The 13,346-nt window shown below is 44.9% G+C and carries 12 protein-coding genes and 1 pseudogene; 5 read left to right on the plus strand and 8 right to left on the minus strand.

Going from position 1 to position 13,346, the window contains the following annotated elements:
• Both PBN151_RS15010 and PBN151_RS15015 read left to right on the plus strand, forming a co-directional pair.
• Positions 1-851, plus strand: an 851-nt coding sequence (locus PBN151_RS15010; RefSeq protein WP_072729648.1) for a BclA C-terminal domain-containing protein, incomplete at its 5' end; no start/stop codon positions are given.
• Positions 852-1,000: 149 nt separating this feature from the next.
• Positions 1,001-2,103, plus strand: a pseudogene (locus PBN151_RS15015) (tetratricopeptide repeat-containing glycosyltransferase family 2 protein).
• Positions 2,104-2,222: 119 nt separating this feature from the next.
• Here the strand turns inward: PBN151_RS15015 and PBN151_RS15020 are convergent.
• The 5 genes from PBN151_RS15020 to PBN151_RS15040 all read right to left on the minus strand — a co-directional run bounded on the left by PBN151_RS15020 (position 2,223) and on the right by PBN151_RS15040 (position 6,635).
• Positions 2,223-2,699 (minus strand): GNAT family N-acetyltransferase, encoded by a 477-nt coding sequence (locus PBN151_RS15020; protein ID WP_072729649.1) that lies wholly within the window; start codon positions 2,697-2,699, stop codon positions 2,223-2,225.
• Between the two features lie 49 nt (positions 2,700-2,748).
• Entirely contained in the window at positions 2,749-3,276 is a 528-nt protein-coding gene (locus PBN151_RS15025) for a hypothetical protein (RefSeq protein WP_072729650.1), read from the minus strand.
• A gap of 73 nt (positions 3,277-3,349) precedes the next feature.
• Complete coding sequence (locus PBN151_RS15030; RefSeq protein WP_072729651.1) at positions 3,350-3,856, minus strand: hypothetical protein; 507 nt, start codon at positions 3,854-3,856, stop codon at positions 3,350-3,352.
• A 164-nt stretch (positions 3,857-4,020) separates the two neighbouring features.
• Positions 4,021-6,303 (minus strand): accessory Sec system translocase SecA2, encoded by a 2,283-nt coding sequence (gene secA2 / locus PBN151_RS15035; RefSeq protein ID WP_072729652.1) that lies wholly within the window; start codon positions 6,301-6,303, stop codon positions 4,021-4,023.
• A 29-nt stretch (positions 6,304-6,332) separates the two neighbouring features.
• Entirely contained in the window at positions 6,333-6,635 is a 303-nt protein-coding gene (locus tag PBN151_RS15040; RefSeq protein ID WP_139295353.1) for a hypothetical protein, read from the minus strand.
• Between the two features lie 1,157 nt (positions 6,636-7,792).
• Here PBN151_RS15040 and wecB point away from each other — a divergent pair.
• A complete protein-coding gene (gene wecB, locus PBN151_RS15050) occupies positions 7,793-8,950 on the plus strand; it encodes a non-hydrolyzing UDP-N-acetylglucosamine 2-epimerase (protein ID WP_275936813.1) in 1,158 nt (385 codons plus the stop codon).
• A 141-nt stretch (positions 8,951-9,091) separates the two neighbouring features.
• Here wecB and PBN151_RS15055 read toward each other — a convergent pair whose 3' ends face one another.
• Complete coding sequence (locus PBN151_RS15055) at positions 9,092-9,433, minus strand: cupin domain-containing protein (RefSeq protein WP_072729655.1); 342 nt, start codon at positions 9,431-9,433, stop codon at positions 9,092-9,094.
• A 316-nt stretch (positions 9,434-9,749) separates the two neighbouring features.
• Here PBN151_RS15055 and PBN151_RS15060 point away from each other — a divergent pair, with 316 nt between their 5' ends.
• Both PBN151_RS15060 and PBN151_RS15065 read left to right on the plus strand, forming a co-directional pair.
• On the plus strand, positions 9,750-10,130 hold the full coding sequence (locus PBN151_RS15060; RefSeq protein WP_072729656.1) for a VOC family protein: 381 nt from the start codon (positions 9,750-9,752) through the stop codon (positions 10,128-10,130).
• A gap of 156 nt (positions 10,131-10,286) precedes the next feature.
• On the plus strand, positions 10,287-11,507 hold the full coding sequence (locus tag PBN151_RS15065; RefSeq protein WP_072729657.1) for a GNAT family N-acetyltransferase: 1,221 nt from the start codon (positions 10,287-10,289) through the stop codon (positions 11,505-11,507).
• Between the two features lie 162 nt (positions 11,508-11,669).
• Here PBN151_RS15065 and PBN151_RS15070 read toward each other — a convergent pair whose 3' ends face one another.
• Both PBN151_RS15070 and PBN151_RS15075 read right to left on the minus strand, forming a co-directional pair.
• A complete protein-coding gene (locus tag PBN151_RS15070; RefSeq protein WP_072729658.1) occupies positions 11,670-12,602 on the minus strand; it encodes an aminoglycoside phosphotransferase family protein in 933 nt (310 codons plus the stop codon).
• A gap of 28 nt (positions 12,603-12,630) precedes the next feature.
• The gene (locus PBN151_RS15075) at positions 12,631-13,311 is read right to left on the minus strand and encodes a YdeI/OmpD-associated family protein (protein WP_072729659.1); all 681 of its coding nucleotides are present in this window, start codon (positions 13,309-13,311) and stop codon (positions 12,631-12,633) included.
• Positions 13,312-13,346 lie beyond the last annotated feature (35 nt).

The following is a 13,346-nucleotide window of genomic DNA, read 5'->3' on the forward strand; positions in this document are numbered from 1 at the left end:
CTGGTGCTACTGGTGCTACTGGGGCTACTGGTGCTACTGGTGCTACTGGTGCTACTGGTGCTACTGGTGCTACTGGTGCTACTGGGGCTACTGGCGTTACTGGTGTTACTGGCGCGACTGGCGTTACTGGCGCTACTGGCTTTACTGGTGCTACCGGCGTTACTGGCTCGACTGGCGTGACTGGTATTACTGGCGCTACCGGCGTTACTGGAGCTACGGGCGCTACCGGTGCCACTGGCGTTACTGGGGCGACTGGTGCTACTGGGACGACTGGCGCTACCGGCGTTACCGGCGCTACCGGGTCTACCGGTGCCACTGGTGCCACCGGCCCTACTGGTGTGACCGGCGTTACTGGCGCTACCGGCGTTACTGGCACTACCGGTGCTACTGGCGCTACAGGTGACACTGGAGCGACTGGTGCTACGGGGGCTACAGGAACAAGTACAACTGCAACTTCTGCATTCGCTGCAAATACAACTGGTGCAGCGATCTCCGTTATTGTTGGAGGAACCCTCGTACCACTTCCAAGTGCTCAAAATATTGGCCCAGGTATCACTATCAACGCAGCAAATGACACATTCACTGTCTCCACTGCCGGTAGATATTATATAACCTACCAAGTCAATTTAACTGCCGGTCTACTTCTCGGGTCGCGTCTAATTATTAACGGCGCTGCGAATGTCGCATCCACCATAACGCCAGTGCTTACGCTATCCAGCTTTAATAGTGATGTCATCGTAACTTTGGCTGCAAATTCAACGATTTCCCTTCAATTGTTTGGACTCCTTGGGACAGCTACATTAATCAATAATGGTGCCGGTGCAGCGGTAACAATCATCCGACTCAGCTAAATGCATATATTTATAATCCTCCTTGATAGCCGTGTGAATAGCTTCTATTCGCACGGCTATCGTTTTCATTTGTAAGGTCAATTTCAGCACAACGGAAATATATATCTACTAGCAAGCACCTACAACCTTGTTCGAATGGAGGGATCAACTTGCCAAGCATAAGCCTGTGCATGATTGTCAAAAACGAGGAAGATACGTTGGCACGTTGTCTGTCTTCAGTCGCTGATTTTGTAGATGAAATAATCATCGTAGATACAGGCTCCACCGATCAAACCAAAGAAATCGCTCGTCCATTCACAAGCGATATTTATGATTTCGTATGGATAGATGATTTTGCAGCGGCACGCAATTATGCATTCAGCCAAGCTACAATGGAGTATATCCTCTGGCTCGACGCTGACGATTTTTTACGTAAAAGAGACAGAAGCAAATTTGCTGAGTTGAAAGGCACTCTCGATCCTAGCGTGGATTCCGTCACCAGGGAATACCATCTTGATCACGATGAATACGGCAATGTTACAGTGAAGAACCGACGTAATCGGCTCGTCAAGCGAAGCAACTCATTTCGCTGGATCGGCAGGGTTCACGAGTATCTAGAGGTGTGGGGACATATTATCAACAGCGATGTTGCCGTATCCCATGCCAGCATGCATCATGACAGGAATCGGAATATCGCCATTTATGAAAATGCGCTGCAGCGAGGTGAAACTTTTTCACCGAGGGACTTGTATTATTACGCAAATGAACTGCAAGATCATGCACGTTATGAAGAAGCCATTCAATATTACGAGCGCTTTCTTGAAACTGGCCAAGGGTGGATCGAGGACAATTTATCTGCTTGCGGAAAGATGGCTGACTGCCATCATGCACTTGGAAACGAGCAGCTCGAGTTAGAGAGTGCGATTCGTTCCCTTCAATATGCCGCTCCACGTCAGAAATTTGCTGTCCCCTCGGATTTTACTTTTTGCAAAAGAGTGAATGGCAGAGCTCCATCTTTTGGTACAAAACAGCCACTACCCTTAATCCATCTGACGATGTTCTTGGTTTATCGAATACAGCATGCTCTACATGGCTCCCCCACTTGCAATTATGTGTGTGCTATGATCGCATCGGAGAACATCAATTGGCCTCAGCGCATAACGAATTAGCCGCTCAATATCGCCCAGACGAACGAGCGCTGCACAATCGAGCTTATTTCGAGTCCATCGTCTCCCCATCAGACACCCCTATTACAAGTGATGCATCTCATTAATTCTTATGTTCAAGCTCTCCTTCTGCTTGCTGCTGCACAAATTCAGATACATATCTTCAATACGTGATTTCATGCAGCAGCAAGTACGAGGTTTAATCTTATTTATGTAAGATACTTCTCTAACTACCGATGGATAGTTTGAACTTTTGACGTGAGCCCCCTTCTGGGCCATTCGGAACCATCTCATCTAGAGGCACAAATCCAAATTTCTGATACAGTCTTCTTGCAGGTTGTCCATCTGGAATATCTTCACCGAACGTAATAACGAAAACTTCCGCAGGAGGATTTACCAAGCTTAAAATATGTTCAAGTATTGCCGAACCCACTCCTTGTTGTCTGGCATGGGATGACACCGATAGCCAATGAATTTTATAGATCGAGGCATTCGATGAGGAGAAGAGTACCCCGCCTAGCAGCGGTGCACCAGGGCCTCCGTCATTCTCTCTTATGCAAAACGCCCTTCCCATCTCGATGCTCTTCTCAACAGCTTCCACAAAATGAGGATCGTCCACCATTGGGCCGAATAAATATTCCACCTCTGCAGCCAATTTCAGCCACTGTTCAAGGTCTTCATGTGCAGCTCTTGTGACTTTCATAATATGTACCTCCTAATCTGCTGTACTCTAGTTGTTTGCATTACTTCGATTACCGTGAATTGCGCAGCATGCCAATCAGTTTTTTTATCACGTATACAAGAAGAATGATTAGAATGCTAGAAAAGTATACAAAATACGCGAGTATTAGAAAATAGTAACCTAATAAAGGTATGCCTTCGTTATCATCTGTACTAAGAGTAAGATATTCAATTGGTACAAATTCCTTTTTCCCTTTATCTAAAATGAATTCATTGTTTGAGCAGGGAATTTCCCTTATGCTTATCACTTCTTTTCCGTAATGGCCTGTTACTGACGGTGCTACCTTCGAAGAAGTCGTCGCCCTCCATTCATTCACCGCACCACCTGGCATAATCGAGAAAGGCTGCAAAATGTCTGCTCTTACTACGATCTCTTCCACATTCTCATGGCAAGTGTCTCTATACAATTTATGAAGTGCAGTTTCTATTTTACCCAACGTGTCATAGTGCTGTAGGACTTTCACGAAAAGAGGAAGAGTAAGAAGGACAAAAATAACGATGTACGCGATAACTACTTTGTTTCGAATCCACCTGTTCAAGAAATTTCCCCCTCCGTAAGAAACAAAAGTGTCCTGCTATTGTAGTTCAGACAGAAAAACGTAAAACTCAAGCTTAAGCTTCTTTTTTACCTATACGCTTCCTTCGAATATACGAATGTAGGATATACACCGTTAATACGGTGAAGTAAAAAAGATAAACAATGAAATATAAAAACATTACCTCAAAACTAATCCCTGCTTTATCATTTGAATCCAAAAATAATAGATCTACTGGAATAAATCTTTCTTTTTCTCTATCAAGCACAAAGTGTTTACTCGAACATGGAAAATCGCTGATACTGATTGCTTCATTTCCGTGATGCCCTGTCAATTCCGGGATTTTCACAGAAGACGTCACTGCATTCCAATTATGTCCAGTCTTCCAGAACCCGAATTCTTGAATCAATTTTGTTTCAACTTTGATGTTATCGACATCCCCACCGCAATAATCAATGAATAGTTGATGCAATGCCTTTTCAATCATTTTACTTGCTGCGTAATCTTGATAGAGCCATTTCAATAGAGGCAAACTAATGACAATAAATAAAACTAGAAATTTTATTGCTCGCCTTCTCGTCATGTAATATCCTCCACTAGAACAGATTGAAATTGTACACCTGTGTGCCTCATCCGATATCTATTTCGCGGTGTTCCCTTTTGACTCTTACTGTCATTTACGATCAATTCCGGCGAAAACAAATATCCTCGATGGGATATGCTTTCGCCGGAAAATGTGCCGCTATATTATAGTAGTTGAACTCGATTCGGGAAAAATTGATCCGTTATGGTATATGTCCACGTTGCAGAGGGAATCTTCAATTGCTCATCATTGAAATGAAGCTCGATGCATCCCGAATCGATGTTGGAAAAATGATCGAGCACTCTCTGCACTATGACCCCATCAATCTGCCCAAATGCCGCAATCACGAGTCGGTTGTACTCATCCAACGGATTGTTGTTCCCGAGGCTCTCCAAATGGATGCCTTCCTTCACATAGGCGACATACGCTAAATGGTCAGCCCAGCATTGATCCATGATTGCCAGAAGCACTTGTCTCTCAGCCGAATGAACAGTTGGCACACCGAACTTTTCACATAACAGCTCATATCGCTCTGGTGCATAATTAGCAATAATGTTAGGTATTTGTCTCCCATGCAGGATTTCATTGCGTCGATTGAGAAAGATCATTCGCTGCTGCTCCAATAAATCTGCGTATTTGTTCAACGTCTTCTTCATATTCAGATGCTGTCCATCCACAACTCGCTGTACATGCTCAATCAACTGCAAGATTCGGCTATCATTCAAGGGCTCGTCCTGCTTACGAGCAAGGAGATCATTTGGCAGTACCTCAGCAAGACCATAGCGAATGAATAGATCATCCTCCAAGCTAATCATGTAACGTGAAGTTCCTGGGTCTCCTTGACGTCCCGCTCTCCCTCTTAGTTGATTATCAATTCTCGCATTCTCATGTACATTCGTTCCGATTACATAAAGGCCGCCCAGACTTGCTATCTTCTTATAGTCTTCTGAGCTTCCGCTACCAAGGACAATATCTACTCCCCTGCCTGCCATATTCGTAGACACCGTAACAGCCCCTAGCATTCCTGTCTTGGAGATAAGCGCAGCTTCTTCCCAATCGTTGTATGCATTGAGAACCTGACAGGCTACTCCGTCCTTCTGCAGTGCTTCTGCATATTGATTCGATTCCTCAACGCTGGACGTTCCGATCAGGATGGGTCTCCCTGTTCGATGGACAGCCCTAACTTGATCCACAATGGCTTGCTGCTTCGCAGCTCGATGCGTAAATACCATATGCGGCTCATCTACTCTTCGACTGGCCTTGTTGGGCGGAATGGAGATCACTTGAAACCCGTACATGTCCATGAACTCCTGAGCTGCCAACTGTGCTGTAGTTGTCATACCGCATTTCTTTGGATACAAATGAAGCAGATGCTGTAGCGTAATGGTTCCTAGCATCTGGCCATTCGTGCGTATGTCCAATCCTTCCTTCGCCACTACCGCTGCCTGCAGCCCATCCGGCCAATGCCTGTGCTGTGCGATTCGACCCGTACATTCATCAATGAGCTGGACTCGCCCATTCCTCACTATATAATGTACATTTCTCTTCAAAAGCGCCTCAGCATGCAGCGCGCATTGCAGCATAGTCAGTACGTTAATATTGTGATCCTCGTATAAATTGCCACAACCAAGTGTGGCTTCGACTTTATCGATGCCAGAGTCTGTAGCGTATACATTGCGCAACTCCTTGTCTGTCTCATAATCCACTCCAGAAACGAGCTGTTTAACAATGCCTGCATAAGCCAACGCCTCCTGCTTCGAAACTCCCCTCTCACCCGCAATGACTAATGGAACTCTCGCCTCATCAAGCAGAATCGAGTCAGCTTCATCAACTAGTGCAGCATGAAATGGACGCTGGACGAGTTGCTCTGTCTCCCGAGCCAGCGAATCCTTCAAGTAATCATAACCTGCCTGCTTCGCTGTCAAATACGTAATGTCAGCAGCGTAGGCCCGCTTTCTATCCTCAGTACTGCAGCCCTCTGTAATACAACCAACTGATACGCCTAAATATTCATAAATAGGTCTCGTCCATTCTGCATCTCTGTTGGCCAAATAATCATTGAATGTAAGAACATGTACCCCGCGTCCTGACAAAGCTTGCAAAAAGGCAGGGAGAACGGCGGCTAACGTTTTTCCCTCACCAGTCTGCATTTCAATGATCCAGCCTTCATGTAAAGCCATGCCTGCGAGCCATTGCACGTCAAATAATCGGATTCCCTTTACTCTCCACACGGCTTCATCAACTAGTGCAGCCGCCTCCATGACATCACGATCCGACGCTGCGCCCTCTTGAATCCTTATTTCCATCATTTTCGCACGCTGTTTGATTTCTGAATCACTCCATGCATGTGCATGAAGCTTCCTCATTTCTCTCACTTGCTCCAAGTAAAGCATCAACTTTCGATTGCGATGGTTCTCGCTCCATTTCTCAAACCATTTACTTGTCATTCTCGTACTCCTCCTTACATTGAGCGTTTCTATCCGCACAAAAGGAGGTGTGTATCAGGTTCCTTCCAAAGGTGGTAACGAACAAGAATCAATTGATTTCGAATACGAACAAATTCATATCCTTGTACAAGATGATTAGAGAGTGGCCGGTCTTCGCCTTGTTGCTCTACATTGACATGCACCTTGCCTAGATAAAGGAAGTTCTCCATAAAGAGAAACACACAGTCCTGTACCCGTTCGAAGTCGAGATCACCTGCTAGCAAGCGTTGAAACATGACATATATTCGAATGAGATAGTCGATTTCTTGAGCATGATTAACTTGGTTCATCATCTAACCTCGCCTAAAAACCATATTTTGCCTTGTAAAGAGTGTATCTATTTCTCTCTCCCGCGTCAAAGAGAAGTTGAGTTCTTGCGGGAACATGCTCTATTGGGATGCAATCTGTAGCAGTCCGCGGAACCCATGATTTGACGGGCTTTTTGCCAATGGACTTCCGTTCTGGAAGGCTGAATTCCGTACGTTTCTGTTGATGTTTTACATCACTTTCACATCAACGTTTTGAATACTTGAACTCATCGCTTGCCAGCGATGCGTTCTCCCACCCTTGGGTATTATTAAAATTAAAAATTGACCCAAATGAGAACAGGTTTTCGGCAATAGCCAGTCCTACTGCAGAAATACACCCAATTACCCCTAAAGTCTCTACTTTTGAAGTATTATAGAATTTATCTCCATCTGTAATATACATGCCACCTGTGTAAGCACTCAGCCATTCGGCAGTTGTTTGGATCCTTGTTCAATTACTTCATCAGGTATAGCTTCAATTAGGTATAGGTTTTTTTCGCCGGGAGGAGGGGTTAATTTGAATAAAAAAAATATCTTTTTTGGGTTAGTGGTTCTAGTTATTGCTATTATGGGTTTTATTATTTCTCGGACACAAGTTGGAACATTCCAAGTGATCTTTAATATTTTTGCAATTCTAGTAATTATCCTGATTTCTCTTCTGTTTTTTAGAAAAAAATCGTAAAGCTGACGTGAATATAAGTAACGTATTTTTGACTCCACGTGCTTTACCAAGCGTTTCAAGAGGCGTACAACAAGCGAGAAAACAACGAGACTAGTTTGGTCCCTTAATCGGTGGCTTTTCGCTGAAAAGTAGAATATGCTCGCGTGGTTGCCCACTGGCTCTTTTGTAAAGGAGCTAGGATCTTGCAGGATCGTAGTCTCTTTTTTTATTGTATCCAGCAATCAAACATATTGTTTCATCACCTAGTTTTGAGCCACTACATAGATTTCTTAATGCTTTTAACTTAAAAAGGTTCTTGCCCAACATATCACTTGCACGCACCTTTTCTCCACAGGTACAGGATTTCCAATGTCCGTTTCATTCCTATATAGGGAAGCATACTTCATACATATGACTTCCATTTCGACCCATGGTAATATGAGGAATGATAATTAGAATTGCTTAAGAGGGGGACTTTCCATTGGAGACAAAGAAAAAAGTCATGGTCATCTTCGGAACGAGACCGGAAGCGACGAAGATGTGCCCAGTCGTTCAACAGTTGAAGCAGCATTCCGATTGGTTCGATACCAAGGTTGTCGTCACGGGACAGCATCGAGAGCAGCTCTATCAGGCACTCTCTCATTTCTCATTGACACCGGATGTTGACTTAAGCTTAATGAAGGAAAATCAATCACTTGCCTACTTCACCTCTGCTGCGATCGCAGGGCTGGATAATATCATTTCAGAAGATAGACCGGATATGATTCTTGTTCATGGCGACACGCAGACGGCGATGTGCGGCGGACTAGCAGCCTTCTTTCACAAAATCCCTGTCGGGCATGTAGAAGCAGGCTTGCGTTCCCACAACAAATACTCCCCGTGGCCAGAAGAGGTCAATCGCAGAATTGTAGATGTCGTAACCGATCTACTGTTCGCGCCCACCTCAGTTGGGAAGGACAATTTACTTCGTGAAGGGTACAATGCTGGGCCTATTTATATAACGGGGCAAACGGCTGTAGATGCTGCGATGCAGACCTACCAAGAGGATTATACCTTCCATGAAGCTTCATTAAATGAACTGATTCACCACCGCGGAAGACTGATTACGGTCACTGCTCATCGCCGCGAGAACTATGGGGTACCGATGCAGAACATGTTCCAAGCGATTCGCCGTATTGTAGACGAACATCCTGATACGGCCGTCATTTATCCTATCCATATGAGCCCAGTCGTACGGGATGCAGCGAATACCCTGCTGTCTGGTCATGAACGGATTCACTTGCTGGACACATTGGAGTATCCAGATATGATCAACCTGCTCGCCCGCTCTTATCTGATTATGAGTGATTCCGGTGGTCTGCAAGAGGAGACAACGGTATTCAACAAGCCGCTCGTGCTGATGCGGGATACAACAGAACGACCTGAAGCCGTGGCCGCCAATATGGTCGCGCTAGCCGGGACTGAAGAAGACTCGATTTTCAACATTGCCAATCGGCTGCTTGCGGATGAGCAGGCGTACCAAGACATGACCAAGTCAAGCAACCCGTTTGGCGATGGACAAGCTTCCAAACGTATCGTAGACATCATCGCACATCGCTTCGGCTTTACGCCGGAACTCCCAGTTCCATTCGAAGGCTAGAGAACGATAAGTTCAATCATCATGATCTAACTATTGCGATATCAATCGTGCCCCATAGATAAGACATGGAATACCATCCAAACAATCTCTAGCATCTTTCACGGGGCACGAATCCATTAATAGCTTCATTCAACGCTTTGATCAAATATTTTGGGCGTATCGCTCACTTGGCATTTTCGTCAACACGACATATAGACAGGAAACGGCATCTGTTCCGCTGCGGTAAGAGAAGCTCTCGTCACCAGTAATATGAAGGATGTCACCTTCGGCAACTCTTGTCTCCACCCCATCATTATTCACGATCCCGCTTCCATCCAGAACTAGAATATTGACGGTTGCTCCCGGATGACGATGTGTCGGCAATTCGGCTCCCGGACTGAAGTTCAATACGAATATCACATTGTCCTCATCCTTATGAATAATTCGTTTCGTAAATTTGTTCTCTACATATTCTTGATACTCGGTCACGTGATTTTTCTGCATGAGCTCTCACTCTCCTGGATTTTAGTTGTAGTTCCTTCATTACCCCATTCCACGCAAAGCCAATCCTTCAACTATCACGAAAGTATACGTTTATCTCATAGCTTCCCTTTTGACTTTTAGACTTCATCCCCAAGTACTTCTATTATATTGAACTTGTTTACATACTTTGTGATTCCAATCACATTCAGTAATAGCCAAATATACCGGCCTACGATAAAGGCCTTTTCCTACTCACACATCCGCTTGCAATCAATGGCTAAAAATTGTACGATCGATAAGAATTCAATCACAAAACGTTAGAATTGGAGAATGATCCATGATCAATCAAATCGGACAAGTTATGCTGTATGTCAATGATCAAGACCAAGCGGTTCAATTTTGGACAGAAAAAGCCGGATTCATTGTCGTGTCGGAAGATAACAACGGACAGGGAATGAAGTGGATTGAAATTGCTCCTGCACAAGGCGCACAGACATCCTTCGTGCTCCACAATAAGCAGCTTATTGCCGAAATGCAGCCAGAACTCAACCTAGGGACACCTTCGATCATGCTATTCTCCGACAATCTCGATGCACTGTATGAAGATTTCAAGAACAAAGGCATTACAGTTGGTGATGTAGTGACAATGCCTGGTGCCAGGGTATTCAACTTTGCTGACGATGAGAATAACTACTTTGCCGTTATGGAACGAAAGTAAGCGATATGTCGCAGAATACAGCGCCATCACATCTTGTGCTGGCGTTTTTGCTTGTACGGCAGCATTCTAGATAGCACACCATTGCATGATTGAACCATGGGAAATTAGTGTAAGATAATATAAGGTGATTCATCCATGAAAGGGAGGTTCTCATTCATGAGCCGCCAAGAGCTGCAAGAAAGACTGAAAATGAGGGACGTTGAAATCCGCCACGGCGAGCAATTCAACGCTCTGCTGCGCTATGTATTCCAAGTGACCAATCATGATCTGCAGGCGCTTGGATGGGAGAATCGCGAAATCGCGCAAGCGAAGCTGCCCATACTGAAGCAGGCCGATGTACTAGGATGGTTCGATGGCGACAAGCTGATATCCCAACTCGCCGTGTATCCATTCCAAGTGAATATATTCGGTCAAATCTACGAAATGGGTGGACTAACAGGCGTCGGAACCTACCCAGAATACGCCAATCTTGGCTTAATGAATAAACTAATGCGTCAAGCTCTGACGAACATGCGCAAGCGCAAGCAATCCGTGTCCTACTTATATCCCTACTCCATCCCGTATTACCGTCGCAAAGGCTGGGAAATCATCTCTGATAAAATCTCATTCGATGTGAAGGATACACAGCTGCCGAAGCTCAAGACGGTTCCTGGCAATGTCGAACGCGTCACCATTGAGCATCCGGATGTACGGCAAGTCTATCATCGCTTCGCCCTGCTGACACATGGCGCTATGCTGCGCAACGATCTGGCGTGGGAAGAATACCTGCGATGGGATCTCGATGACATGACGGTCGCAGTCTATTATGACAGCAACCATGAACCGACAGGATACTTGCTCTATTGGATCGCTGAGGAAGTGTTCTATATGAAAGAAATGGTGTATGTCAATCAAGAGGCACGCAACGGGTTATGGAACTTTATTAGCGCACATTTCTCCATGGTGACCCGTGTGAAGGGACATATTTACACGGATGAGCCGCTTGCATTCCTGCTCGAGGACAGCGATATTAAAGAAATTATTGCGCCATACTATATGGCACGAATCGTGGATATTGGATTGTTCCTGGAGCAATATCCGTTCCAGCCGCAAGAATCTCCATGCAGCTTCACCTTCGTACTCCACGACCCGATGCTGGAATGGAATCAGGGCGTATTTACATTAACGGTAGATGAGCAGGGCAACGGGCATCTTACCAAAGGCGGGAATCAGCGGGATGCTGAATTCGATATTCAAACCTTGACCACGATGCTTATGGGATACAAGCGCCCATCCTACTTGGCGAAAATCGGTCGATTCCAAGCCAACGAGGCCACCATCGACCTGCTGGAGAAGCTCATTATTCGGCAGATCCCTTACTTCTCTGACTATTTCTAAATATACGAAGAAGAGAGCACATCCGGCTCCCCTACGGGTTCGGTGTGCTCTCTTTCACGTGATGGACTTTTTTAATGAATCGCCATTATTAATTTTTGTATGTTCTATTTGTTTAAAAGCTTAGCATTGTTCTATAAATTTGTTTACAGAGTAGCCATCCCATCAACCTGGCAAATGCGCCTGCAGCATTCTCTTCACTTCGTAAATATCCGTTAAGGCTTGCGATTCCTGATCCGAATATTTCTCACAAATCATTTTTACAAATACAAACCCGAATTCATGCAGCAATATGGCCAGAAACACCTTATCGATGAACGCCTCGCGGCCGCATCCTATCTCTCTCATGAACAATTGAATCAGTTCTGCATCAAAATCAAACAAGGAGAACAGGATTGGCGGGTACTCGTACTCGGCAGGAGCGATCGTACTGTCTGCAAAGTCGATAATGAATAATTGCCCTCCATCATCCACCATCACATTTTCTGCTGTAATATCTCCATGTACGTGTACAGGCTGGGATATCGAGCTCTGAGTCACGATTTCAGCAATCTGCGCCCGGATGGACTCTGAAAAGAAGTTCCATCTCGTATTGCGTACAACCCTCTGCTGTATTGCACTTGCATCAACATGCTCCGAAGGCAACGTATTCAGCTTGTCCAAATTAGCAAACAGCTGCTTCACGAACGCTTCCTTCTGGTTTAATGTCCAGCCTGAGAGCACCTTCCCCGCTTCCTGACCTTGAATAAAGTCCATAATGATGTATCGGAACAAATACTTATCTTGAATATAGGACGCTGCGATCACATTCGGTGCGTGGATGCCTTGCTGGATAGCACGTTCCATAGCAGTTATTTCTGCTTGATAATCCACATCTGTATTCGCTCCGGATTCCTTGGGTGCAAATATTTTAATCACATAGCTGCCGGCACGAAATACCGCATTTGTACCTGGCGTCAACTGGAATATGTGCTCTGCCCCGCTCAGGTTTTCTTTTCGGTAAATGACTTCGATGAGCTGACGAAAATCCTCAATCGATTGATACACCGCTCCCCATGAATCCCAGTTGTGAATCTCTTTTGCAAAAGCGTGACTCATTGTCTCTCCCCCACAAACACATGATGCACTACTTATCCCGTCTGCGATACAAATCAAAAGATTTATATCCTTCGGCCAAGATCGCCTTCATTTCTTCAAGCCTTTTGTCCTGTGTTTCCTTCCGCTTAGCACTGTACACGTAACGCGCCCAGTCCTTTTGATATCCCGGTGTCAGGCTGTTGTAAAACTCCAGTTCCGCACTGCCTGCTAAATATGCCTGAATATCTGCAACATGCTCAACATAATCATCAACGCATTGGCTCTTTTTAGGAGATGCTGATTTGGCTGCTTTTTTGGCTTCGGACTTCAAGCCGATTACGGTAAAGACGTCATCCAAGCTGACCATCCGTGCGAATTTAAGTTCGCTGCTTCCTACATAGCCGTCCTCATTAACGAATCCGATGCTGAAGAAGCTGTCACGTTCAATATATTGCTCGTATTTAGGATTATTTTTCTTCGGATAAGCGGTAAATAGATATCCCTTGCTGTTCAGCAACTGCTTATCGATAACCATTTGTACCAGCTCTGTAAATTGTTCTAAGGAGTAGATAAAGGCAAAAATAAGATCATAGCTGTCCCGCTTGATCGCAGTGTCATAATCCAACCCATCGAATTCCGTAATATCGTCAGGTTTGCTCAAGATTAATTTCATCGGATATTTGTTCAAATTCAATTTATCAATGATGCTCTTCTTGGAGTTCTGGTTCATATCGTGTCATTTCCTTCCCTTATCATGCTGTCCAT

The sequence above is a fragment of the Paenibacillus sp. NAIST15-1 genome, assembly GCF_001894745.1.
Lineage (GTDB): Bacteria > Bacillota > Bacilli > Paenibacillales > Paenibacillaceae > Paenibacillus_B > Paenibacillus_B suaedae.